This window comes from Pseudoalteromonas sp. UG3-2 (assembly GCF_037120705.1).
Lineage (GTDB): Bacteria > Pseudomonadota > Gammaproteobacteria > Enterobacterales > Alteromonadaceae > Pseudoalteromonas.
On sequence record NZ_JAWLJU010000002.1, the window covers coordinates 3,000,980 to 3,024,479 of the forward strand.

The window sequence follows — 23,500 nt, forward strand, 5'->3', positions numbered from 1 at the left end:
ATTCAGTTAACTGGATCTGCACCATTTAATCGGATCGACAGCGCTTCCCTTATGCCGTATTTCAAAGTATAGACCAGAATTTTGTTGTCCGCCGCTTTGTCCTACCAACGCGATGGGCTCGCCGCCTCTTACCTCATCGCCAACGTCGCGTAATAAGGTTTGGGCGTGGCCATATAGGCTCATAAAGCCATGGCCATGGTCTAATACAATGACCCAGCCAAAGCCATTTAACCAATCGGCATAGACTACTTGGCCAGGGGCGATACTATTAACTTCTTTGCCTTCAGGCGCTCTGATCAGTACGCCTTTCCAATTCATGCCGGCGTGCTTGCGCTGGCCAAAGCGATGTTTTATTTGCCCTTTGATGGGTAACTGGAGCTTGCCTTTTAACCGCGCTAAGCCATCGAGTCGAATCTCAGCTTGCTGCTGCGCTTTCGCCAGCTCCGCTAAAGTATCTAATAAGGTTTGCTCATTCTCTTTTAAATAAGCAATTTCAGATTGCGTTTGCTGCAGCTGGTCGTTGAGTTTGGCCAGTTGCGCTTGACGTGACTGCTTCGCAGCTTGCAGCTCAGCAAGGCGTTCTTGTTGGTGTTGCTTTAACGCTTCAAGGCGCTCTTGGTTGCGACTTAATTCGGTTTGAGTTTGCTTCAGCTCCTGACTAATGGCCTGGAGTTTTTCAAGTTGCTTTATGCGGGCTTTGTTGAGGTAGTCATAGTAGCTTATGGTGCGCTCAAGCTTAGCAGCGGGCTCTTGGTTGAGCAGCATTCTGGCATAATCGTGGCCGCCGGTCATGTAGGCGCTTTTTAATTGTGCCGCCAGAACTTGCTGATACTTTGCCTGGTCTTGTTGTAATTGCTGCTCTTGTGCTTCTAGGCGTCGTTGCTCTTTTTGGTTAGTAGCAATACCTTGTTCGGTCATGGAGACGGCTTTGGCACTTTTGGCTATGTCTAATTCAAATGCCTGTAGCTTTTTTTCTGCCGCTTTGATTGCGCTTCTTTGCTTATTGTAAGCACGTTGACTGCTTTTCAGCTGTTGCTGTACTTCACTTAAGTCTTGCTGGGTGCGAGACTCACTGGCAACCACAAAAGTGGTTACCAGTAACATGGAAGTTGCGGTAAGGAGCGCCCTAATAAGCATAAATGCGCCGTTACTTTAAACGCATGATAGAGGTACCTGTCATTTCGCTCGGCTGTTCCATACCGAGCAAATGCAACATAGTCGGAGCGACATCACTGAGGGCCTTGCCAGGTTGCGGCTCAGCATCACGTCCCACATAAATGAAAGGAACGGGCTCACTGGTATGTGCCGTGTGTGCCTGCCCAGTGTTTGGGTTAACCATTTGTTCGGCGTTACCATGGTCAGCTGTGATAAGCGCTTCACCACCGACTTCTTTCAGTGCCTCAATTACTCGACCGATGCAACCATCAACCGCTTCACAGGCTTTCACTGCGGCTTCAAATACCCCAGAGTGGCCTACCATATCGCCATTAGGGTAGTTGCAAATGATGACATCGTGTTCGCCGCTGTGAATGGCGGCAACCAGTTTATCGGTAAGTAATTCAGAGTTCATTTCTGGTTGTAGATCATAAGTCGCGACTTGAGGCGAAGGAATTAACTCGCGCTTTTCCCCTGCAAATAGCTCCTCACGGCCACCACTAAAGAAGAAAGTCACATGGGCGTACTTTTCAGTTTCTGAAATACGTAGCTGGGTTTTATCGTGTTTTGCCAGCCACTCGCCTAGTACGTTAACTAGCGCTTCTGGGGCAAATGCAACCGGCGCGTTAATATCGGCGGCGTACTCGGTCATCATCACAAAACCACTGAGTTTCGGTGCCTTACGCTTATTAAAGCCGTCGAAGTCAGCGTCGACAAAAGCGCGTGACATCTGACGAGCGCGGTCGGCTCTAAAGTTCATAAAGATCACGCTGTCGCCGTCATCAATGGTTGCTGGTTGCTCGCCTTCAGGCACGATTAAAGAAGCTTTAACAAACTCATCATTTTCATCACGCTCATAAGCGGCTTTTAGTGCTGCCATGCTCGACTCATAGCGGTATTCTGCCTCACCTGATACCATCAAGTTGTATGCAGACTCGATGCGTTCCCAGCGATTGTCACGGTCCATAGCATAATAACGACCAACCACTGAGGCTACGCGGCCACAGTTTAATTTTTGCATCAATGCATCCATGCGCTCAAGGGACGCCTCGGCACTGCGCGGTGGGGTATCACGGCCATCTAAAAAGGCGTGTAAATAAACGGTAGCACCACGCTTTGCTGCCATTTCGATAGCTGCAGCAATGTGATCCTCATGGCTGTGCACGCCACCTGGGCTAAGTAACCCCATTAAATGCACCGCTTTATTTTGCGCTACGGCTTTGTCGATATTTTCTACTAATACTGGATTATGCTCAAACTCGCCATCAGCAATGGCTTTGGTGATGCGAGTAAAGTCTTGATAGACAATACGGCCAGCACCGAGGTTGACGTGACCCACTTCCGAGTTGCCCATTTGGCCGTCAGGCAGACCAACGTCCATGCCTGAACCGGAAATAAGAGTATGGGGAGCGCTTTGCCATAGTTCATCTAATACTGGGGTATTAGCCGCTAAAATCGCGTTACTTTCACTATCTTCACGATAGCCCCAACCGTCTAAAATCATTAATACCAATGGCTTTTTCTTAGCTGTCATTTGCGCTCCTGAAATCCTGAATTAGGCACGATGTTGATGTTTTATCAACCACTGGATGGTTGCACCACGGGGTGTCGTGCTGCAGAGTTGATAAAATTATTCTGGTTACAGGCAGTAGAATACCTTTTTCTGTATGATTATTCAGCCCCGAAAAAGTGATTTCTGCTCATAGCCAAGGTTTTTTTGCTGTTAAACAACAGCTCTGTTTTGTCTGCCATAAAGAGGGTATACTTGCTGCCACTCACTATCTATCAGTAACTTTTGGTTGGTAAATAAATGGAACAATACGTTACGTTTTTAGGAAACCACCCTGTACTTAGCATTATTTGGCTTGTTTTGGCAGCCATGCTAGTAGGGAGTTGGTTTAAAAGTAAATTTTCTAAAATCAGACAAATCAATCCGCAACAGCTAACAATATTGGTCAATCGTCAAGATGGTCAGGTTATCGACATGCGTCCAGCAAAAGAGCATAACCAAGGCCACATTGCTGGAGCCATGCAATTTAGCGGTGATAAACTCAAGCAAAAAGATTTTGCGGGGCTTGAAAAGTATAAATCTAAGCCCATTATATTGGTTTGTAATACCGGTATGACAGCTTCCGCCGTTGCTGATAACATGCATAAAGCTGGTTTTGAGCAGGTGTTTGTATTATCAGGTGGTATGGGCGCATGGCAAAATGCGGGTTTACCTATCTCTAACGGAAAATAACCGAGGTAATAATGAGTCAAGTTGTACTTTACACTAAAGATTACTGCCCTTTTTGTCATCGCGCAAAAGCGTTGTTAGACGCTAAAGGTGTAACATACACTGAGCATGATATCGGTGTAAAACCTGAGCTTCGTGATGAAATGATCGCAAAGGCGAATGGCAGTCATACCGTGCCGCAAATTTTTATTGCTGAGCAACACATTGGTGGCTGCGACGATATGATGGCACTTGAAGCACAGGGCAAACTAGACCCACTATTGAAGGCGTAAGCCGGAGCAAAAAGCTCATTTAATGAATCATCTACTGCCTTCATGGGCAGTAAAAATTACAGAATTTAGGAACTAATCATGGCAGAAGAAAACCAAGCAGCAGAACAACAACAAGAAGCGCAATTTAACATTCAACGCATCTACACCAAAGATGTGTCGTTTGAGACGCCGAATTCTCCTGCAATTTTCCAAAAAGAATGGACTCCTGAAGTTAAGCTAGACATGGATACGCGTTCGGCCAAGCTGGATGACAATGTGTTTGAGGTGGTGCTTGCGTTAACCGTAACGGCAACTGTTGGTGAACAAACAGCATTCCTTTGTGAAATCCAACAAGCGGGTATCTTTGCAATTGCGGATCTAGAAGAAATGCAAATGGCACACATGTTAGGTGCATTCTGCCCGAACATCTTGTTCCCATATGCTCGTGAAGCAGTGGCTAGCCTAGTTAACCGTGGTACTTTCCCACAGCTTAACCTAGCGCCAGTTAACTTTGACGCTTTGTTTGCTCAGTACATGCAACAGCGTGCAGCTCAAGCACAGCCTGAGCAATCTGCAGACGCATAATTACATGAGTACAGCAAAATCAGCTGTAACAGTTTTAGGGGCGGGGTCATATGGCACCGCCCTTGCTATTTGTTTCGCCCGAAATGGTCATAAAGTGACATTATGGGGACGCAATAGTGAACACGTTGAGGCGCTTGCAGCTGAGCGTAAAAACCAACGTTACTTACCCGACATCCAGTTTCCAAACTCGCTTGAACTTGAGGCTGATTTAGAAACGGCTGTTGCATCGAGTGAACGCATCTTAGTGGTGGTTCCGAGTCACGCCTTTGCAGATACTTTGAAGTTAATCAAGCCGATGCTACTAGCAAAGGCCAAAGTGGCGTGGGCAACCAAAGGTTTAGAGCCCAATACCGGTAGGCTATTGCAAGAAGTGGCATTGGATGTACTGGGTGAGGATGTTCCTTTGGCCGTATTAAGCGGTCCCACCTTTGCCAAAGAAATGGCTGCTGGTCTGCCAACGGCTATCTCAGTGTCGTCGCAGTGTGAGCAGTTCCGTGAGGAGCTTGCCGAGTTGTTGCATTGTGGTCGCTCATTTCGAGTGTACAGCAACGATGACTTTACTGGGATCCAATTAGGGGGGGCGGTGAAAAACGTCATCGCAATTGGTGCTGGGATGTCTGACGGCTTTGGCTTTGGTGCCAATGCTCGCACCGCGCTCATTACCCGTGGCTTAGCCGAGTTGTGTCGCTTAGGTTGTGCCTTAGGCGCGCGCTCAGAAACCTTTATGGGAATGGCCGGATTGGGCGATTTGATCCTAACTTGCACCGATAACCAGTCGCGCAACCGTCGCTTTGGCTTGGCACTTGGCAGTGGTAAATCGGTTGATGAGGCCATGACCAGTATTGGTCAAGTAGTGGAAGGTTATCGCAACACCAAAGAAGTGTATTTGCTAGCCAAACGCACAGGTATTGAAATGCCCATTACTGAGCAAATCTATCAAGTGCTGTATGAGCAAAAAGACGTAAAAGAAGCCGCTATGGCGTTGCTTGGTCGCGAAAAGCGTGCTGAGTAAGCATTGCCAGTTGGGCTTAATTGAAGCAAAAAGCGAGGTCAGATACCTCGCTTTTTTTATTCCCGAAAGCGAATGTTATAGCGCTGTTTAAACCACAGTAAAAAGGGAATTTCGATGACGCTAAAGGCCACGATGGTAAAGACAATCCAATTGCTATCAAATAGCACTAATGAAAAACTAATATCACGGTCGTAGTAGAGGCTTCCGGCAACGACTAAAGATACCGTTGTCACGATTAGATCTTGCTTACTGATATTGCTGAAGCTTTTATCCTCGAGTTTGGGGTAAATCACCACATAGGCAATAAATAATAAGATGACATTAAGTAAAATTAGCGTCCACTCTGGTGACATACTGGGCTCAACATTGTGATAAGTAACTACTTATAAACATACCACAATGACGGCCGGTTAATGCAAACTTTCTGTGTTGAAAGTGCCCCAATTGAGCGAGCAAATTGCTATACTATCGACCCTAACATTTGAGGTGCACATGATCTCCAAAAACCAACAAAAACTACTTCGGGCTTTAGGGCAAAAGAAATACCGCAAACAGCATGGCCAATATTTAGTACAAGGTGAAAAAAATGTGGTCGAGTTACTGGATGCAGGGGTTACCACTGACCATATTTTTGCCACCGCGGATTTTATCGCCAAGTACCAAGATAAACTCAATGATAGCAATTGTGTTACTGCAGATGAAACTATTTTAAGTAAAGTAAGCACGTTGGTATCGAATAATGCTGCCATTGCGGTAGTGCCGATGGCAGAACCCCAAACAGTCAACTGCAGCGGGTTAACTTTAGCCTTGGATGGCGTGAGCGATCCTGGCAACTTAGGGACGATTATTCGTTTAGCGGATTGGTATGGGCTAAAGCAAGTAGTGTTAAATCATAACTGTGCCGATGAGTTTAACCCTAAGGTGATCAGTGCCACCATGGGCTCTTTTGTCCGAGTTGCTGCGGTACGAGTCGACTTAGCCGAGTTTTTGAGTGACTATGCGGGCAAAGTGTATGGTGCTTTTTTAGGCGGGCAGAGTGTGCATCAATGTGACTTTGCAGCCAATGGGGTATTAGTAATGGGCAGTGAGTCTCATGGGATCAGTGACACCATTGCGCCGCTTATCAGTGATAAAATTACCATCCCCGCATTTGGCGGTGCTGAGTCATTAAACGTGGCAATGGCGACAGGCATAATCTTGGATAATATGAAGCGACACCTTGGCTAAGCAATAGATCTTGGTGGCAAATTACCTTATTCTGAACAGTAATAGCGAATAACAATAAAAATCTATGCGACTGAGCAGTATCAAGCTGGCCGGCTTTAAGTCTTTTGTTGAGCCAACCAAAATTCCATTTCCAGACCAAATGACATGTGTGGTTGGGCCTAACGGCTGTGGCAAGTCCAATGTCATCGATGCGGTGCGCTGGGTGCTTGGTGAGAGCTCGGCAAAAAACTTGCGTGGCGATGCCATGACCGACGTTATTTTTAACGGCTCAACTAAACGTAAAGCCATCTCACAAGCATCGGTTGAGCTGTTGTTTGATAATACCGAGGGGCGCTTGCCCGGCACCTTTGCCGATCGCAATCAAATCGCGATTAAACGTTTGGTGACCCGTGATGGCCAGTCTTTATACTTTCTTAATGGCAGCAAGTGTCGTAAACGCGATATTACCGATATTTTCTTAGGTACTGGGCTTGGGCCGCGCAGTTACGCCATTATTGAGCAGGGTATGATCTCACGGCTGATTGAAAGTAAGCCGCAAGAGCTGCGTATCTTTCTTGAGGAGGCGGCGGGGATCTCGAAGTACAAAGAGCGTCGTAGAGAAACCCAGACTCGAATAAAAAACACCCGCGAAAACATGGAGCGGCTCCTGGATGTGCGCCAGGAGCTACAGAATCAGCTAGAGAAGCTGGAGCTGCAGGCACAGCAAGCCAGCAAATATAAAACCTTAAAGAGCCAAGAGCGCGACCTGCGTAGTTGGACTGCGGTATTAAAGTGGCAGGGGTTTGTGCAAAAACAAACTGACAAAGCCGAACAAATAGCCAAACTGGAAGATAAACTGGCTTTTTTTGCCGACGCCAACAGTGGCCATGACGCGCTGTTAGCGGGTCTTGAGCAAGAAATTAAACACCTTAGTGATGGCTATGAGCACGCCCAACAATCTCAACATAACATTGAAACGCAGCTAGCAAAACTAGAGCAGCAAAAGCTCAGCCTCGCTGAAAAGCGCCGTCAGCTGGAACAACAAGCCCAAGAGCTGCAACTGCAACAAGAAGAGGTGGCGACTGAGCTTAAGCAGCAAGACGACAGCGCCAGCACTATGGTCAAACAGGTGGAAGATGCAAGCGAAGCGGTAGCAGTAGCGGAATTGGCGCTGGAAGAGTTAGAGCAGTGCGGTGAACAAGACCGCGAGCAACAACACCAGTTAGAGCAACAGCACCAAGATTGCCAACAGCAAGTGCAGCAACTTGAGCGTCAGCAACAGCAGCTCGAGCACCAAATTGCTCAGCACCAGCACACCATAGCTCATCAACAAGCACGGCAAACGGAGCTGGAGGAGCAAGCACAAGAGCATCAATCACAAGCGCTTGACGCTGAATTACAACAAGCACAAGCACAGCAGCAGCAGATTATTCAAGCCATGGCATCGTTACAAAGCCAAGCTCAACAACAGCAAACACAACAAAATCAGCAAAGCGAATCGCTCGCAGCGTTAGAGCAAGCGCATGCGCAGGCACAACAAGCACTGCAAGATAAGCAATCCACGATTAAGGCGTTGTCGCAATGGGCAGAACAATCGCAGCAACAAAGCGGTATAAGCATGTTATCGCAGTTGCGTGTTGCCGCTGGGTTTGAACATGCAGTTGAAGCGGCGCTGTTAGGGTTTAGTCACTTATCGTTAGCTGAAGAGCCAAACCATAACGGCGTGTGGCATTGTGATATGGAAATCGCACCAGAGTCTGTGGCCAGTAAAATTCATCAGGGCGTGTTTCCCAGTTTTCTGAGCAAAGTTAAATTGCAAACGGAAGCACAACCATTTGTTGCCTGCTCTGAGTATCTTTTTGCGGTGACAACGACGGGGCTGGTTATCGGTGAAAACTTCCGTGCTAGAATAAAAAACGATGAAGGCGGTGCTTTAAAACGCTATGCTGAGCTGCAAGCGTGTCAGACGGCATTACCTAAATTAGCCGCGCAAGTAACCGAGTTGCAGTCACAAATTACCACTCAGCAGCAAGCTCGTGCAGTGACAGCAGAGGCATTATCGGATACGCAGCAACAAGTGCACCAGCATGCGCAACAGATTGCAGGGTTAAAGAGCAAAATTGAAATGTTGCAAACAGGTGTTGAAACGTGGCAAACCACGGCGACTAAGATCCAAGCCAGTCAAGCACAAGTTGAGCAACAGCTAAAGCAGTTACAAGACAACATTAGCCAGGAAAATGCCAACTTAGCGCTGTTAACGGAGCAAATGGAGCAGGCACAAGCGGCGCAAACGGCCAGTGCAGAAGCGCTACGCGACTTCAAGCAGCAATCACAATCACGCCACTTAGCAACACAGCAAGCACAGCAGCAATTGCATGATAAAAAGTTGGCGTTACAACAAGTGCACAGTGAGCAGCAGCTTAGCCACTCCAAATTGCTGCATTTGCAGCAGCGTGAGCAAGAGCTACAGTCTCGGTTGCAGCAAACCCAGGCCAGTCTCAACAGTTGTGAAGAACCGCTTGAAGCGGCGCAGGAGCAAGTGGAAGTGTTGCTGATGCAACAGCTCGAGGCGCAAGAGCAAAAACACAATTACTTTGAGCAGATGCAACAAGCAAAGCAGCACTTGAGTGAAAAACAAGCCAGTTTAAAAGAGGCGCAAAGTGAAGTGCAGCAACTCACTGAGTCGTTACAGCAACTCAAACTGGATGAGCAAAGCTTGATGTTAAAAGCACAAAATGCCTTGGAGCCTTTAGAGGTGTTAGGGCGTCAGCTTAAAACTGAGCTAGAAAATTTGCCCGATGATGCCAACCTGGGGCGCTACCAAGCGCAACTGAACCAAATCAGTAGTGATGTTGAAAAGTTGGGAGCGGTAAACTTAGCGGCAATTGATGAGTTTGCTGAAGCAAAGCAGCGCAAAGAGTATTTAGATTCGCAATTGCAAGACCTCAGTGATGCGCTAGCGTCTCTTGAAGGGGTTATAAGAAAAATTGATAGAGAGACCAAGGCGCGCTTTAGCGCGACCTTTGAGCAGGTGAATTCAGACTTGGCTGAGCTATTTCCTAAAGTCTTCGGTGGCGGCAGTGCTTACTTAGAACTCACCAGTGATGACCTATTAGATAGTGGGGTATCTATCATGGCAAGGCCTCCTGGTAAGAAAAACTCAACAATTCATCTGCTAAGTGGTGGAGAAAAAGCGCTGACCGCATTATCATTGGTATTTTCAATATTCAGACTAAATCCAGCGCCGTTTTGTATGCTGGATGAGGTAGATGCACCACTTGATGATGCCAATGTTGGGCGATTTTGTCGCTTAGTAGAAGAAATGTCACAAACGGTGCAATTTATTTATATCAGTCACAATAAAGTCGCGATGGAAATGGCGGGCAGACTGACGGGGGTAACTATGGCGGAACCAGGGGTGTCTCGCATGGTTGCCGTAGATATAGAACAAGCAGTGCAAATGGCACAGGCATAACAACAAAAAGGTGAGCAATGGCCACAGAGTTAAGATGGGCATTAATCGTGATCAGTGCGTTGGTCATAGGTGGGCTTTTGATCCATGGACTTTGGTCGGTGAGAAAGAAAGACGCAGAAGGGTCGCAACCGAAGCGAGCTGATGACACAACAAGCGATCATATTAAAGAGCCAAACGAACCTGAGATTGGAGAAATGGCGTTTACTGCGGTAGATGACGAGCCGGTGACTGAAGCGCCAACTGTCGACCATGAGCCCGAGACAGACACGTCTGAGGCTGTTAGTGAAGAGGGGAGCGATAGTCAGGTCAGCGAGCCACAAGACTTTATTATTCTGCACGTGCAAATGCCTGAGGGTCTGACTATGGCAGGATCTCGCCTGTTGCCTGCGGTGTTAAGTTTGGGTTTTAAGTATTCAGACGAAGGTTTTTTCAATCGCCATTTAGAGCCCTCGGGAAATGGCCCTGTGCTGTTTAGGTTAGTGAATATGTATAACCCAGGCACCTTTGATATTGATCATATGGAACAGTTTAGTACTGCAGGGATCAGCTTGTTTATGACGTTACCCTGTGAAGGCGATAACTTGGCCGCATTCAATATGCTTCATAGTGCTGCGAAAAAGCTCGCTGAAGAATTTGGTGCCACTGTACTTGATAAAGACCGTGAACCACTTACTGTAGAAGCCGTAAGAGGGTACGTTGAGAAAGTGCGCGAGTTTGCCGCATAACAATCGATTAATTTGCTACTAAGCCACCAGATCATGCTGGTGGCTTTTTACGTTTAGAGGTAATGATTAAGATGTCAGGAACCGTCGAGAGTCAAATCGCTGCATTGCGACAGCAACTAGAAGATTTTAATTATCAGTATTATGTATTAGACAACCCAAGCGTGCCTGACGCTGAGTATGACCGCATGATGCGGCAGCTTATCTCTTTGGAGCAACAGCACCCAGAATTACTGACCCCCGACTCACCATCGCAAAAAGTGGGGGGAGAAGCGCTGAGTAAGTTTCAACAAGTGACCCATAAAGTCCCCATGCTATCGTTGGATAATGCCTTTGATGAAGCTGAATTCACAGCGTTTAATCGCCGTTTAAAAGAGCGCTTAATGGTAAGTAACGACATCGCCTACTGTTGTGAACCGAAACTCGATGGCTTGGCGGTATCGATTTTATATCGCAATGGCGTGCTAGTTCAGGCGGCAACTCGTGGTGATGGTCAGGTCGGTGAGAACATCACTGAGAATGTTAAGACCATTCGCAATGTGCCGCTGAAGCTCAGAGGTGAGAACGTTCCGCAAGAAGTGGAAGTCAGAGGTGAGGTCTTTATTGATACGGCGGGGTTTGAGAAGTTAAACGCCACCGCACAGGCAAAAGGCGAGAAAACCTTCGCTAACCCAAGAAATGCTGCAGCTGGCAGCCTGCGACAACTCGATTCCAAGATCACCGCAAAGCGCCCTTTAATGTTCTATGCCTACTCAATGGGACTAGTTGAAGGGGGTGAACTGGCTGATGAGCACTATGCTCAGTTGCAACAACTTCAGAGTTGGGGGCTGCCCATGAGCCCAGAGACCAAGTTAGTAGAAAATGCCCAGCAAGCGCTGGATTACTATCAAGACATCATGGCACGCCGAAGTGAGTTGCCTTATGAAATTGATGGCGTGGTGATCAAAGTCAATAACAAGCAACAGCAGGAGCAGCTTGGCTTTGTGGCTCGGGCACCAAGATGGGCCATTGCTTTCAAATTCCCAGCACAAGAAGAAATTACGCAATTATTGGATGTTGAATTTCAAGTTGGGCGTACAGGGGCAATCACGCCTGTAGCCCGTTTAGAGCCAGTGTTTGTCGGTGGCGTCACGGTATCCAATGCTACTTTGCATAATGGCGACGAAATTGCTCGATTGGGAGTGAAAATAGGCGATACCGTGGTGATCCGCCGTGCCGGAGATGTGATCCCGCAGGTGACTCAAGTGGTACTTGATAGGCGCCCTGAAACGGTAACGGCGATTCACTTTCCAGACAGTTGCCCTGTGTGTGACTCTCATGTAGAGCGCGTGGAAGGAGAGGCGGTGGCTCGCTGTACCGGTGGCTTAGTGTGCCGGGCTCAACGTAAAGAGGCGATAAAGCACTTTGCCTCACGTAAAGCCTTAGATATAGATGGTCTGGGTGACAAGATCGTTGAACAATTGGTAGAGCGTGAGCTGATAAAAACGCCTGCCGATTTGTTTATTTTAAAGCAGGGGCACTTTGAATCGTTAGAGCGTATGGGGCCAAAGTCCGCGAAGAATTTAGTCGCGGCACTTGAAGCGGCAAAACAGACTACCTTGGCCAAGTTCTTATATGCTTTAGGAATAAGAGAAGTAGGAGAGGCAACAGCACAGAATTTGGCTAACCACTTCCTGACTCTTGAAAAAGTAATGTCTGCCTCAATTGATAGTCTACAGCAGGTCAATGATGTTGGCGTGGTGGTGGCACAGCATATTCATAGCTTTTTCGCCGAGCCCCATAACCAAGAAGTGGTAGAGGCGTTAATTCAGGTTGGCGTAAATTGGCAAGATGTTGCGGCGCCATCAGTGGATGAGCAACCGCTAGCAGGCCAAACTTATGTTCTTACCGGTACCTTGAGCCAGCTTAACCGCAATGACGCCAAAGCGAGGCTACAGACTCTAGGGGCTAAAGTAGCTGGCAGTGTGTCTAAAAACACCGACGCGGTTTATGCCGGTGAAAAAGCCGGGTCGAAACTGACTAAGGCACAGGAGCTCGGTGTTGAGGTATTCGATGAAGAAGCTTTGATTGCGCTATTCGATAAATATGAAAAGTAGTGAGGTCGGGGGCGCTTTTGATGCCACCGGGTTGGTAAAGTAACATTATGAAAACAGCAAGATACGGCCCCGAATACTGGGATAAATATGGTGTCTACAGGACGCCACTGGCGTTTAATTTAGTGCTAATCGTGTTATTGCGGCCTATTTTGATCTGGGTTTTCTCAGCACTGACACGCCGCCCGGAGTTGGATTTGATGTCACTATTTTTTGACTCTAAATATCATTTTTTTGTCGCCACGGGCATTGCTTGTATCGCGCTTATTCCCACTGCAGTATATTCGATGCGGCGTCCTAGTAGTTCGCCAAAGCTTGCTGCGGTGTGGCGGCATATGCGATGGCCACTGATTTTGACCGCCATGCTGGATTTGGGGTGGTTAGGGTATCAAGCCGCACAAAGTCATTACAGCTTCTCGCCTTATGTGGCTATACAAATTGTGTTAGTGGCTTGGGTGCTCTTATACTTAGTGAAAAGCCGCTATTTAAGTTGCTTCTTTGGCGACTGGCCGTATCCGGTGGATAAACAATCAGAGCAAGGGGAATAATATGTTAACTTGGCCTGACATAATGAAATTTGCACACGATGGTAACCCAAGTGCGCCGCGGCGAGTAGAGAAAACGGCCGCAAAATGGCGTGAACAATTAGCGCCTGAGGTCTATACCATAACGCGTGAGAAAGGCACTGAGAGGCCTTTTAGCTCACCTTCTTGCCAGTTATTTGAGCCAGGGAAGTATGCTTGTGTGTGTTGTGGTGAATTATTGTTTGATGCAAGTGAAAAATATGACAGTGGGTCGGGGTGGCCTGCTTTCACCCAGCCTGCCAATGTTGCTGCGGTAGCTTATCATAGTGATAGTAGTCATGGTATGGAGCGTGTAGAAATCACTTGTAACTGTTGTGACAGCCACCTTGGTCATGTATTTCCTGATGGTCCACCACCAAGTGGGCTGCGGTATTGCGTTAACGCCTTATCACTTCAGCGTGTGGACTAAGTGTAAAGCACTACTGAAACTCCAGTTTCATTTCTTGTAGTCGAGATTTGAGTTTACTATAGCGGAGCTGTTGCTCATCATCTAGCTCTGCTTCTTCAAGTAGCGTGGAGCAGCGTTTCGCAAGGTTTGAATTAAAGGTGCCGCCAGACTTGGCACAGCTATCACTCATGCATTGCAGTAAATTAAGGGCAATGCCGGCATTTTTCGGCATGATCCTAAATGCTTGGGTAAATGCCTCCAAGGCAACCTCATATTGACCGCGGTTAAACTGAGTAACCGCATGGTTATTAAGCTCCTTGGGCCCCATGGTAATTTCTTTTTTCTCCTGCTGCTGCTGATACAAGTAATGCATGGTGGTCGCATCAGCCACGGACTTGTGCCGCTCGCAGTGGTGGATCACACGATTAAATAATTCTTGCGCTTTGAGGTTGAGACCGACTTCATGAAATGCTTTCGCTTTGTCGAGAGTAGAGTCAACTGAACGTATAATCGGATCGTCGTCCAGTTGTTCAAGTAATTGCTTAGCTTTGTCGTGTTCATCTTTAAGGTAATGAACCCGAGCGTTGAGAACGTCAATTTGCGCTTGGTTTTGGGCATTGGGAAACTGCTGTTTCAGGTCGCTAAGGTATTGCTGGGTTTGTCGAGTTAAACGGGTTACCTGATCTGACTGATCTGTGCTTAAGGCAAAATCAATGCCTGCGCGAGCCGCATTAAGGTATATTTCAGGCTTATCGTGGATCGAGTGTCGAGCAAAGGTGGCAATATCTTTATAGGCTTTGTAACTGGCCTCATAATCATGGTTTATTTGCGCGACGCGCCCTAGAGAACTTTGTCTATCGATATTTCGTGGTGCCATTTCAATGGCTTGTTGCAGTAATTGTTGCGCGTTTTCATATTGATTCAGCTTGATCTCCAATTTGCTCAGCAAGTCCAGTGCTGGCAAGCGTGTTTCTGCACGCTCAATCAAGTTTTTAAGCATCTTTTGCGCGACCACGTCCTCGTTATTGTTAATCAGAGTTTCAACTAACCCAAGCTTTGCCCAGGTAAATTTTTGTAATTCCAAGACATTTTTATAAAAGGTTTTTGCTTCTTCAAAGCGGCCGAGTCTTTGTAATAACTCGCCTTTGAGCTTGAGCAACAAAGAGGTGTAGTTATGGCTTTTTTTATCCAGCTCTGCATCAAGCGTTTTGAGTGCTTTTGAATAGTTTTTGTCATCCATCAAGGAGTGGATCTTATGCAGTGCTTGGCGACGCTTGAGTACCCGTTCGATGCGTGATTGTAGTTCTTTTATTGAGAAGGGTTTAACTAAAAAATCGTCTGGCTGCAGCTCAATAATACTATGAACGAGCTCGGGGCTGGTTTCTGAAGAAATAAAAATAAAAGCGGTACCAGAGCGAATAAGCTGTTTGGCTCTTAACTCTTCATAGAATTGATAACCATCTTGTTTTTTCGCAAGACCAAATGAACATACAATAATATCAAATTGATTTAGCGTGCATAATTCTTTTGCGCTGTCGGCGCTTTCTGCAAACTTTAAGTTTTTAAAGTTTAACTTCTCCAAAGATTGTTTCATGTAGCTCAACGCCAGTGGTTGGTCTTCCACAATTAGCATTTTCGCATTTTGAATTGTTGAAACAGGCATAGAGATACTTTTTGACAATTACTTAGCCTGTAAGTCTAGTACTTAGGTGTAGTTTTGAAAACAAAAATTAACTCATTTTTAGTAGCTTAGTTGATATATGGCGACGTTATTAAATAAAACAGGATAAGTAAGCGAACTCTTTACTTTTGTAGGGGAAGAGAAAGTGATTTAAGTTTTTGAAATGTTGATCATGCTGAACCTTATAGAAAACCAGTATCTTGGTTAGTCTTTATAGGCTGGTAATATTGCACAACTAGAAACTGAACTGAAAAGTGGTGGGTGTAATGGACTTGAGCGTTTGAATCTCGCCTTGATGCGGCTTAATGCGATGCTTGGCATCGACCCACTGCACAAATAAATTGAAAAGTGGTGGGTTGTACTGGACTTGAGCGATTGAATCTTGCCTTGATGCGGCTTAATGCGATGCTTGGCATCGACCCACTTCACAAATAAATTGAAAAGTGGTGGGTTGTACTGGACTTGAGCGATTGAATCTTGCCTTGATGCGGCTTAGTGCGATGCTTGGCATCGACCCAATGCACAAATAAATTGAAAATTGGTGGGTTGTACTGGACTTGAGCGATTGAATCTTGCCTTGATGCGGCTTAATGCGATGCTTGGCATCGACCCACTTCACAAATAAATTGAAAAGTGGTGGGTTGTACTGGACTTGAGCGATTGAATCTTGCCTTGATGCGGCTTAATGCGATGCTTGGCATCGACCCACTTCACAAATAAATTGAAAAGTGGTGGGTTGTACTGGACTTGAACCAGTGACCCTCGCCTTGTAAGGGCGATGCTCTCCCAACTGAGCTAACAACCCGCATTGTGATTCAATTTATACTCTTGAATGGAGTTTATGGTGGGTTGTACTGGAGTTAAACCAGTTACCCTTGCCTTGCTTAAGCTTAATGCGATGCTTGGCATCGACTCACTTCACAAATAAATTGAAAAGTGGTGGGTTGTACTGGACTTGAACCAGTGACCCTCGCCTTGTAAGGGCGATGCTCTCCCAACTGAGCTAACAACCCGCATTGTGGTTCAATTTATACTCTTGAATGGAGTTTATGGTGGGTTGTACTGGAGTTAAACCAGTTACCCTTGCCTTGCTTAGGCTTAATGCGATGCTTGGCATCGACTCACTTCACAAATAAATTGAAAAGTGGTGGGTTGTACTGGACTTGAACCAGTGACCCTCGCCTTGTAAGGGCGATGCTCTCCCAACTGAGCTAACAACCCGCATTGTGATTCAATTTATACTCTTGAATGGAGTTTATGGTGGGTTGTACTGGACTTGAACCAGTTACCCTTGCCTTGCTTAGGCTTAATGCGATGCTTGGCATCGACTCACTTCACAAATAAATTGAAAAGTGGTGGGTTGTACTGGACTTGAACCAGTGACCCTCGCCTTGTAAGGGCGATGCTCTCCCAACTGAGCTAACAACCCGCATTGTGATTCAATTTATACTCTTGAATGGAGTTTATGGTGGGTTGTACTGGAGTTAAACCAGTTACCCTTGCCTTGCTTAGGCTTAATGCGATGCTTGGCATCGACTCACTTCACAAATAAATTGAAAAGTGGTGGGTTGTACTGGACTTGAACCAGTGACCCTCGCCTTGTAAGGGCGATGCTCTCCCAACTGAGCTAACAACCCGCATTGTGATTCAATTTATACTCTTGAATGGAGTTTATGGTGGGTTGTACTGGACTTGAACCAGTGACCCTCGCCTTGTAAGGGCGATGCTCTCCCAACTGAGCTAACAACCCACTTTATGACAATCGACGTCATGCGTCGTTGTGGGGCGGTATTATAGATTTTGTTTTATAAGAGTCAACACAAAAATATAAAAAACTCACCTGTATGATGCTTTTGTGTGCAAGGTAAATAACTCTTCATTATTAGCATAATTAGCATAGAGTGAGTTATCCCCCTTTTTAGTCAGTCTAGGGTAAAAAAGTAACTGCAATGGTTTTTGTATTAGTACTTAGACATAGTTGATACATATTTCTGCATACAGTACGGGGTTGTTTCTGCGCTGTTTTAAAGTAAGGGGGAATTAGTAGGGGGGGGAAGTTCACTTTGTATACGAATTCAATGCGTTACTATTGCAAAGTTGGTATGATTGGTTATATTCTACGCTTCCCGGTTTAAAATAAAACCAGTTAGAAAAAACTTTGCTAAAAGTTATTGACTTTGTTTTTGCTCCTGCATAGAATGCGCCCCGCACTCAGCGATACAGGCTAGCAAAGTTAGTCGAAAAGTTTGGGGCTATAGCTCAGCTGGGAGAGCGCTTGCATGGCATGCAAGAGGTCGACGGTTCGATCCCGTCTAGCTCCACCAATCTTTCGTAGTGCGTATGTCCTAGTACATAGTTAATAATTATGGCCAAGCCTCGAGTGCTAAGCTGTATTATTCTGTGTCCCCTTCGTCTAGAGGCCTAGGACACCGCCCTTTCACGGCGGTAACAGGGGTTCGAATCCCCTAGGGGACGCCACTTACTTAGGTAAGTCAGCTCGGATAACAAGAGTTTAAACCGTTATCACCAAGTCCTAGTGACACATTCCGTGTCCCCTTCGTCTAGAGGCCTAGGACACCGCCCTTTCACGGCGGTAACAGGGGTTCGAATCCCCTAGGGGACGCCACTTACTTAGGTAAGTCAGCTCGGATAACAAGAGTTTAAACCGTTATCACCAAGTCCTAGTGACACATTTAGTGTCCCCTTCGTCTAGAGGCCTAGGACACCGCCCTTTCACGGCGGTAACAGGGGTTCGAATCCCCTAGGGGACGCCACTTACTTAGGTAAGTCAGCTCGGATAACAAGAGTTTAAACCGTTATCACCAAGTCCTAGTGACACAGAAAACATTCTGTTTTGGAATAAGGCCATTCGCCTCACAGGCTCGGTCTCATCTAACGCAGAAATAGCAAATCAGTGATTTGCAAAACGATTTCTGCGTCCCCTTCGTCTAGAGGCCTAGGACACCGCCCTTTCACGGCGGTAACAGGGGTTCGAATCCCCTAGGGGACGCCACTTAGTTAGGTAAGTGAACTCGGATAACAAGAGTTTAAACCGTTATAACCAAGTCCTAGTGACACATTCCGTGTCCCCTTCGTCTAGAGGCCTAGGACACCGCCCTTTCACGGCGGTAACAGGGGTTCGAATCCCCTAGGGGACGCCACTTACTTAGGTAAGTCAACTCGGATAACAAGAGTTTAAACCGTTATCACCAAGTCCTAGTGACACATTCCGTGTCCCCTTCGTCTAGAGGCCTAGGACACCGCCCTTTCACGGCGGTAACAGGGGTTCGAATCCCCTAGGGGACGCCATTTCAATTTACATCTCTATCTCTACTAAGAAAAATTACTTCTAGTACTCATCTTTTATTACTTAACAAGAACCTCAATGCTCAAGTTTTGTTAGTATTAATTGCTAAGGCTCATTATCCCTTTTCTGCACTTGCCTTGTCCCAACCCGTATTAATACTTTGTAATTCCACCCAATTTAGCGAATAGGTATTTAGAATGATGGCAGTGGGCAGGAAAAAACACCCAAACCCACTCAATACTGCGAAGCAAGCGATTATACGGTATAACCGCCAGCAACGCCTTTAGTTGCATAAGCTACAGCATCGTGGGCATGTAATGACTCATAATGATTTATTTTTATATAAAAATCAGATAGCTCTGCTTTATTCAGTCGGGCTTTGAGTTTTCTTGCCGCATCTTCACAAAACATCAGGTTCTGGCCGTTTAAGCGAGCAAACTCTTGCTCATCTTCCCGTTTTACCGCTGCTTGTACTGGTGTTTGTAACTCATCCTCTAGGGTGTCTATTAAGTTAACAATATCAAACTCTTCAATGTCATGTGCTAGTTTGACCTTGAGGTTAGCAATAGAGCGCTGTGAGTGTGGAGTGGCGACAATACCTGCCGTACTACCCAGCCAATCATGTATGCTCTGGTAGTCAAGTTGCTTACCATCAAAAGTGTCTTGGAAAGCATCTTGTATGAGCTGTCTAGAAAGCGCTGCAGAGCAGGGGCAGGTTGACGAGTAGGTTACATCTAGACCTAATTCTAATGAGTAGCTGCCATCTTGTAAGGTGGCATCAATCACTACTGGGTAGCTTTTCCACCCCGCTTTTTTACTAAGTAAAGAATTACGTCGTAAAGGTAGTTCAAAGTTCAGCGTCACTTTGGCTGCCGTACTGAGCTCACTGTGGGTGCTGAGAAATTGATCCAGCACTTGTTTTAAACTCTTAGGTGTCAGTACATGTTCGCAAGAGAGGTTATCCAGAGCGAGAAAAAGGCGCGACATATGGATCCCTTTTGCCTGCTCTTGTTGCAAGTTTACAAAAGCATCCGCTTTTGCCAACACAGGCATCTCGTTTTGGCCTTTGGTTTTAAGCATCAAAGGCAGTTCAATATTGCCCATGCCTACCCAATCTAATCTGCCTGTTTGCAAGGCTTCCGCGTTATGTGCGATATCCGGCATGTTTTTCTGCATTGCTACTCTCTTCAATCACGACTTAAAAAACGCGCATATTACACCAAAAGCTGAAAAGTTGGGATGAGATAGCTAAATTCAAAAGTTAAAAATTATTATTAACGTGCAATTCTCGATACATCTTTAATACCAATCCGCATTAATACTTGCTCAATTCGAGGGAGTAAATTTGACGCTAACGGCGTTAAAAATTTCTTATTTAGAATAACTAAATAGCAAAATTTTGGCCTTGTTATCGACCAAATTTTCTTGCCTCAAATAGACCACTTAATTAAGCGAATTGGTATAGCTCGCGCTATTGTGGCTTTATGCGACTGAAATGGCGGCGGCTGATCCGGTGAATTGGTATTTTCCATCGATATCCATGCTCGCTTATTATAGTGGCTTTTGTATAATAAATACTTCAAGCTCGTGGTCACCGAACTCTTAGTGTTTGGCTCTAGAGCTCTTAGCAGTTTTGCAACAAATCTCGCCCTACAAGCGTTTAACAATGGTGATGTAAAGTATGACAGAAAATTCGTTTGGCTCATGGGCTCGAATTTTATCTAATCTAGTTGAAAAGTATGGTAATAAGCGAGCCTTTTTTATCGCTTATGGGTTTACTCTTTTCGTCGCCAGTGTCCTTTCTTGCATGTTTTACTATGTCGCACTTGGGGTGGTTGAAGTTGTTGATATATTAGCGCTGTTATTTATTACTGCAGTGATATCACCGGCATTAATCATGATGTCGGTCATGGCGATGCGGCAGTTACAGTCTTCAAAAGCCTACCTAGAATCTGCAACACAGCAAGAAAAAATGCTGAACCAGACCCTCAAGGATAATATTAACCGCCTTAATAGCGAGATAGACGAGCGTAAGATTGCGCTCCATGCCAAACACCGTGCAATTGATGAACTGCGCAAAGAAATCGCTGAGAGAAAGAAAACGCAACAAGAATTAGCACAACAAGGCATGTTGCTGCGAAGTATTGTCGACTCGTCACCCGATTTATTTTACTACCGCGATGAGCAGGGGGTCTTCCAGGGTTGCAATAAAATGTTTGAGTTGGTCATGGGTAAGTCCAGCAGTGAGCTTATAGGGCGCTCTGTGGCTGAGATTTACGATCAAGCTTACCTACCTAAAGTATTGGAGACCGATGCCGAGGTTGAGCAAACCCAGCAACCTATAACATTGGACGTGGAATACCCAGTAGAAGGAGAGATGCGCTGGTTTGAAATGCGCAAACTGCCATTTATCTCTGAAAATGGAGAGTACATTGGCTTACTAGCCTTTGGTCGTGATATCACCAGCCGTAAAGAAGCTGAGCAGGCGTTAGAAACCGCTTATAAAGATAAAGGGAAGTTTATCGCAACACTGAGCCATGAGCTCAGGACGCCCCTTAACGGCATTGTCGGGCTAACTAGAATGATGCTCGATACTGAGCTTACGGCACAACAAAAAAGTTGGTGTAATACGATTTTCTCCAGTGCTGAAACCTTAGGTAATATTTTTAATGATATTATCGACTTGGATAAAATTGATCGGGAGCAGTTAGATATTGCTACCGACAGTATTAATGTTTCAGACTTTATCAATGATGTAGTGAATTTTGCTGGGCTTATTGCGGAACAAAAAGGATTAGAATTTACGATTAATCGTTCAGGCATGTTGGATGTTTACGCCTTACTTGATCCTACGCGACTACGACAAATTTTATGGAATCTAATCAATAATGCCGTGAAGTTTACTCACCGAGGTGGGGTAACGCTTGCTTGCCGGCGAGAAAACCGGGAAGGCATGCCTTGGCTGGTGATCAGTGTCATTGATACTGGTATGGGGATCCCGCCTGAGCAAATAGAACGCATTTTTGAAATGTATTACAAGGCACCTGATTCCTCCGGAAGTAATGCCATTGGCTCGGGTATCGGTCTCGCTGTGACTAAAGCTTTGGTACAGGCTATGAAAGGCACTATCAAGGTATCTAGTCTTGAAGGAGAAGGCAGTCGTTTTGATGTGGAAATCCCTCTGCAGTTATGCAGTGCCCCTAAAGAGCAAAGCTATGCTGGTCGCAGCTTGTATATTTTGTTGGTGGAGGACGTGCCACTTAATGCTGAAATTGCCACTAACTTACTAGAGCAACGCGGCCATGAAGTCATCTGGGCTGAGACCGGAGAGGATGCCTTGTCTTTTGTGGAAACAGAAGACGAACTCGATCTTATTTTGTTAGATATGCAGCTACCTGATATTAATGGTGATGAGGTGGCCAGACAGATCCGTGCCGATGCCCATTTTGATCATTTACCTATTGTGGCATTAACAGCCAATGTCCGCAGTGCGGAACAAGAACTACAAGGGATCAATGTTCAGGGGGCACTAGCCAAGCCTATCAACACCACCAAGCTTGACAAGATGCTGGCTGAGCTATTTGGAATTGCGGCGCAAAAGAGTAAACAGCAGCCGCTTAACCTTCGCGAACTGATGGCTCAGAATGGCTATGACGATCTCGATGTAGAGACCATTTGCGACTTTGTAGAGTCAATGGGCGCTCAGGCCTTTCAACGCAGCTGTGACCTGTTTCAGCAGCTCAGCCCGAAATACTGCACTGAACTTAGGGATGCGATAGCAAGTAATGATAGCGAGAGCTACAGCGCCGTGGCACATAAAGTGAAAGGTGCTGCTGGTTCTGTGGGATTACAGCTAGCGCAATTACAGGCTAAGAAGATGGAGCAGGAAAGCTCAGAGCAGTCCGCAGATGTGTTGGAGCAGTGGGTTAAGGATTTAGAAGCAAAAATAGAAGAAGGGCAAAAAGCCCTTCATCCATTAATTGCAAAACTCGCTGATGGCTAAGGTACGATTACTGAGTATCGATCTTACCGATGAAACGATAACCTTCACCGTGAATTGTGCTGATTAACTCAGGTGTATTGTTATCGGTTTCGAAGTGTTTACGGATGCGACGAATAGTGACATCAACTGTACGGTCGTTAGCGCGAAGCTCACGGCCTGTCATGTGCTTAATCAGCTGCTCGCGGCTGAAAATACGGCCAGGAGAGTCTAGCATTAGGCGTAATGCGCGGTACTCACCCTTAGGTAAGCGCTTTGAATCACCTGTTGGCGAAGTCAAACAGCGGCTGTTTTCATCTAATTCCCAACCGTTAAAGGTAATAACGCCGTTACTGTCGATGGTGGACTCTTCAACCGATGTGCCGGTACGAGAGATCAGGTTACGGGCACGAATAGTTAGCTCGCGTGGGTTGAACGGTTTGGTGATGTAATCATCAGCGCCGATTTCAAGTCCAAGGATACGGTCAACGTCATTGTCACGACCAGTAAGGAAGATAAGGCCGATATTTCTCTTCTGGCGTAATTCTCGCGCCAAAATCAAACCATTTTTACCTGGAAGATTGATATCCATGATCACTAGATTAACGTCATCGTTAGACGTTAATTTGTCATGCATATCATCGCCATCAATGGCTTCAATTACCTTATACCCTTCCGCTTCAAATAAACTAACGAGGTTCAGTCGAGTTACGTCTTCATCCTCTACAATTAGAATGACTGGCGTTTGCATTATTAATTAACCTTTTCGGAATATATAATTTACAATGAGTTCGGAGCTATATAATAAATCCGAATATTTACG

Annotated in this window: 17 protein-coding genes and 13 tRNA genes; 18 read left to right on the top strand and 12 right to left on the bottom strand. The window is 46.0% G+C overall.

The window, feature by feature from the left end; genetic code table 11:
• Positions 1-6 precede the first annotated feature (6 nt).
• Together R3P39_RS16535 and gpmM are read right to left on the bottom strand one after the other, a co-directional pair.
• Positions 7-1,137 carry a murein hydrolase activator EnvC family protein gene (locus R3P39_RS16535; RefSeq protein ID WP_336568854.1) on the bottom strand — a complete coding sequence of 377 codons (1,131 nt, stop codon included), beginning with the start codon at positions 1,135-1,137 and terminating at the stop codon, positions 7-9.
• A 10-nt stretch (positions 1,138-1,147) separates the two neighbouring features.
• Positions 1,148-2,689, bottom strand: a complete 1,542-nt coding sequence (gene gpmM, locus R3P39_RS16540; protein ID WP_336568855.1) for a 2,3-bisphosphoglycerate-independent phosphoglycerate mutase — start codon at positions 2,687-2,689, stop codon at positions 1,148-1,150.
• A 276-nt stretch (positions 2,690-2,965) separates the two neighbouring features.
• Here gpmM and R3P39_RS16545 point away from each other — a divergent pair, with 276 nt between their 5' ends.
• The 4 genes from R3P39_RS16545 to gpsA all read left to right on the top strand — a co-directional run bounded on the left by R3P39_RS16545 (position 2,966) and on the right by gpsA (position 5,242).
• Positions 2,966-3,397: a rhodanese-like domain-containing protein gene (locus tag R3P39_RS16545; protein WP_336568856.1), complete on the top strand. Its 432-nt coding sequence runs from the start codon at positions 2,966-2,968 to the stop codon at positions 3,395-3,397.
• A gap of 11 nt (positions 3,398-3,408) precedes the next feature.
• Positions 3,409-3,666: a glutaredoxin 3 gene (gene grxC, locus R3P39_RS16550; protein WP_336568857.1), complete on the top strand. Its 258-nt coding sequence runs from the start codon at positions 3,409-3,411 to the stop codon at positions 3,664-3,666.
• 78 nt (positions 3,667-3,744) lie between these two features.
• On the top strand, positions 3,745-4,230 hold the full coding sequence (gene secB / locus R3P39_RS16555; protein WP_336568859.1) for a protein-export chaperone SecB: 486 nt from the start codon (positions 3,745-3,747) through the stop codon (positions 4,228-4,230).
• 4 nt (positions 4,231-4,234) lie between these two features.
• Positions 4,235-5,242 carry an NAD(P)H-dependent glycerol-3-phosphate dehydrogenase gene (gene gpsA, locus R3P39_RS16560; protein ID WP_336568860.1) on the top strand — a complete coding sequence of 336 codons (1,008 nt, stop codon included), beginning with the start codon at positions 4,235-4,237 and terminating at the stop codon, positions 5,240-5,242.
• 56 nt (positions 5,243-5,298) lie between these two features.
• Here gpsA and R3P39_RS16565 read toward each other — a convergent pair whose 3' ends face one another.
• Positions 5,299-5,595 (bottom strand): hypothetical protein, encoded by a 297-nt coding sequence (locus R3P39_RS16565; protein WP_336568861.1) that lies wholly within the window; start codon positions 5,593-5,595, stop codon positions 5,299-5,301.
• Between the two features lie 139 nt (positions 5,596-5,734).
• Here R3P39_RS16565 and R3P39_RS16570 point away from each other — a divergent pair, with 139 nt between their 5' ends.
• From R3P39_RS16570 to msrB, 6 genes are all read left to right on the top strand, one after another.
• A complete protein-coding gene (locus R3P39_RS16570; protein WP_336568862.1) occupies positions 5,735-6,469 on the top strand; it encodes a TrmH family RNA methyltransferase in 735 nt (244 codons plus the stop codon).
• 64 nt (positions 6,470-6,533) lie between these two features.
• Positions 6,534-9,923, top strand: a complete 3,390-nt coding sequence (locus R3P39_RS16575) for a chromosome segregation SMC family protein (RefSeq protein ID WP_336568863.1) — start codon at positions 6,534-6,536, stop codon at positions 9,921-9,923.
• 17 nt (positions 9,924-9,940) lie between these two features.
• Positions 9,941-10,648, top strand: coding sequence for a cell division protein ZipA (zipA, locus tag R3P39_RS16580; protein WP_336568864.1), 708 nt, complete (start codon positions 9,941-9,943; stop codon positions 10,646-10,648).
• Positions 10,649-10,719: 71 nt separating this feature from the next.
• Positions 10,720-12,741 (top strand): NAD-dependent DNA ligase LigA, encoded by a 2,022-nt coding sequence (ligA, locus tag R3P39_RS16585; RefSeq protein WP_336568865.1) that lies wholly within the window; start codon positions 10,720-10,722, stop codon positions 12,739-12,741.
• A 47-nt stretch (positions 12,742-12,788) separates the two neighbouring features.
• On the top strand, positions 12,789-13,286 hold the full coding sequence (locus tag R3P39_RS16590) for a DUF2919 domain-containing protein (protein WP_336568866.1): 498 nt from the start codon (positions 12,789-12,791) through the stop codon (positions 13,284-13,286).
• A 1-nt stretch (position 13,287) separates the two neighbouring features.
• Positions 13,288-13,731 carry a peptide-methionine (R)-S-oxide reductase MsrB gene (gene msrB, locus R3P39_RS16595; protein ID WP_336568867.1) on the top strand — a complete coding sequence of 148 codons (444 nt, stop codon included), beginning with the start codon at positions 13,288-13,290 and terminating at the stop codon, positions 13,729-13,731.
• Positions 13,732-13,741: 10 nt separating this feature from the next.
• Here the strand turns inward: msrB and R3P39_RS16600 are convergent, their stop codons facing one another.
• The 7 genes from R3P39_RS16600 to R3P39_RS16630 all read right to left on the bottom strand — a co-directional run bounded on the left by R3P39_RS16600 (position 13,742) and on the right by R3P39_RS16630 (position 17,141).
• Positions 13,742-15,373 (bottom strand): response regulator, encoded by a 1,632-nt coding sequence (locus tag R3P39_RS16600; RefSeq protein WP_336568868.1) that lies wholly within the window; start codon positions 15,371-15,373, stop codon positions 13,742-13,744.
• A 747-nt stretch (positions 15,374-16,120) separates the two neighbouring features.
• A tRNA-Val gene (locus R3P39_RS16605) sits at positions 16,121-16,196 on the bottom strand.
• A 132-nt stretch (positions 16,197-16,328) separates the two neighbouring features.
• Positions 16,329-16,404, bottom strand: a tRNA-Val gene (locus R3P39_RS16610).
• A 132-nt stretch (positions 16,405-16,536) separates the two neighbouring features.
• Positions 16,537-16,612 (bottom strand) — tRNA-Val (locus R3P39_RS16615).
• 132 nt (positions 16,613-16,744) lie between these two features.
• A tRNA-Val gene (locus tag R3P39_RS16620) sits at positions 16,745-16,820 on the bottom strand.
• A 132-nt stretch (positions 16,821-16,952) separates the two neighbouring features.
• Positions 16,953-17,028: transfer RNA gene (locus R3P39_RS16625), tRNA-Val, on the bottom strand.
• 37 nt (positions 17,029-17,065) lie between these two features.
• Positions 17,066-17,141, bottom strand: a tRNA-Val gene (locus R3P39_RS16630).
• 498 nt (positions 17,142-17,639) lie between these two features.
• Between R3P39_RS16630 and R3P39_RS16635 the strand changes: the two genes are divergently transcribed.
• The 7 genes from R3P39_RS16635 (at position 17,640) to R3P39_RS16665 (ending at position 18,700) form a co-directional block, all read left to right on the top strand.
• Positions 17,640-17,715 (top strand) — tRNA-Ala (locus R3P39_RS16635).
• A 78-nt stretch (positions 17,716-17,793) separates the two neighbouring features.
• Positions 17,794-17,869 (top strand) — tRNA-Glu (locus tag R3P39_RS16640).
• Between the two features lie 72 nt (positions 17,870-17,941).
• Positions 17,942-18,017: transfer RNA gene (locus R3P39_RS16645), tRNA-Glu, on the top strand.
• Between the two features lie 72 nt (positions 18,018-18,089).
• A tRNA-Glu gene (locus R3P39_RS16650) sits at positions 18,090-18,165 on the top strand.
• A gap of 163 nt (positions 18,166-18,328) precedes the next feature.
• Positions 18,329-18,404: transfer RNA gene (locus R3P39_RS16655), tRNA-Glu, on the top strand.
• Positions 18,405-18,476: 72 nt separating this feature from the next.
• Positions 18,477-18,552 (top strand) — tRNA-Glu (locus tag R3P39_RS16660).
• 72 nt (positions 18,553-18,624) lie between these two features.
• Positions 18,625-18,700, top strand: a tRNA-Glu gene (locus R3P39_RS16665).
• A 253-nt stretch (positions 18,701-18,953) separates the two neighbouring features.
• On the opposite strand, the gene folE2 is transcribed toward R3P39_RS16665, so the two are convergent.
• The gene (folE2, locus tag R3P39_RS16670; protein ID WP_336568869.1) at positions 18,954-19,874 is read right to left on the bottom strand and encodes a GTP cyclohydrolase FolE2; all 921 of its coding nucleotides are present in this window, start codon (positions 19,872-19,874) and stop codon (positions 18,954-18,956) included.
• 505 nt (positions 19,875-20,379) lie between these two features.
• Here folE2 and arcB point away from each other — a divergent pair.
• Positions 20,380-22,701 carry an aerobic respiration two-component sensor histidine kinase ArcB gene (gene arcB / locus R3P39_RS16675; RefSeq protein WP_336568870.1) on the top strand — a complete coding sequence of 774 codons (2,322 nt, stop codon included), beginning with the start codon at positions 20,380-20,382 and terminating at the stop codon, positions 22,699-22,701.
• A 7-nt stretch (positions 22,702-22,708) separates the two neighbouring features.
• Here arcB and arcA read toward each other — a convergent pair whose 3' ends face one another.
• On the bottom strand, positions 22,709-23,428 hold the full coding sequence (gene arcA / locus R3P39_RS16680; RefSeq protein ID WP_336568871.1) for a two-component system response regulator ArcA: 720 nt from the start codon (positions 23,426-23,428) through the stop codon (positions 22,709-22,711).
• Between the last annotated feature and the right edge of the window lie 72 nt (positions 23,429-23,500).

Bases quoted from the DNA above. Each gene is read 5' to 3' on its own strand.
- R3P39_RS16535 (WP_336568854.1), bottom strand. From the start codon at position 1,137: ATGCTTATTAGGGCGCTCCTTACCGCAACTTCCATGTTACTGGTAACC.
- gpmM (WP_336568855.1), bottom strand. From the start codon at position 2,689: ATGACAGCTAAGAAAAAGCCATTGGTATTAATGATTTTAGACGGTTGG.
- R3P39_RS16545 (WP_336568856.1), top strand. From the start codon at position 2,966: ATGGAACAATACGTTACGTTTTTAGGAAACCACCCTGTACTTAGCATT.
- grxC (WP_336568857.1), top strand. From the start codon at position 3,409: ATGAGTCAAGTTGTACTTTACACTAAAGATTACTGCCCTTTTTGTCAT.
- secB (WP_336568859.1), top strand. From the start codon at position 3,745: ATGGCAGAAGAAAACCAAGCAGCAGAACAACAACAAGAAGCGCAATTT.
- gpsA (WP_336568860.1), top strand. From the start codon at position 4,235: ATGAGTACAGCAAAATCAGCTGTAACAGTTTTAGGGGCGGGGTCATAT.
- R3P39_RS16565 (WP_336568861.1), bottom strand. From the start codon at position 5,595: ATGTCACCAGAGTGGACGCTAATTTTACTTAATGTCATCTTATTATTT.
- R3P39_RS16570 (WP_336568862.1), top strand. From the start codon at position 5,735: ATGATCTCCAAAAACCAACAAAAACTACTTCGGGCTTTAGGGCAAAAG.
- R3P39_RS16575 (WP_336568863.1), top strand. From the start codon at position 6,534: ATGCGACTGAGCAGTATCAAGCTGGCCGGCTTTAAGTCTTTTGTTGAG.
- zipA (WP_336568864.1), top strand. From the start codon at position 9,941: ATGGCCACAGAGTTAAGATGGGCATTAATCGTGATCAGTGCGTTGGTC.
- ligA (WP_336568865.1), top strand. From the start codon at position 10,720: ATGTCAGGAACCGTCGAGAGTCAAATCGCTGCATTGCGACAGCAACTA.
- R3P39_RS16590 (WP_336568866.1), top strand. From the start codon at position 12,789: ATGAAAACAGCAAGATACGGCCCCGAATACTGGGATAAATATGGTGTC.
- msrB (WP_336568867.1), top strand. From the start codon at position 13,288: ATGTTAACTTGGCCTGACATAATGAAATTTGCACACGATGGTAACCCA.
- R3P39_RS16600 (WP_336568868.1), bottom strand. From the start codon at position 15,373: ATGCCTGTTTCAACAATTCAAAATGCGAAAATGCTAATTGTGGAAGAC.
- folE2 (WP_336568869.1), bottom strand. From the start codon at position 19,874: ATGCAGAAAAACATGCCGGATATCGCACATAACGCGGAAGCCTTGCAA.
- arcB (WP_336568870.1), top strand. From the start codon at position 20,380: ATGACAGAAAATTCGTTTGGCTCATGGGCTCGAATTTTATCTAATCTA.
- arcA (WP_336568871.1), bottom strand. From the start codon at position 23,428: ATGCAAACGCCAGTCATTCTAATTGTAGAGGATGAAGACGTAACTCGA.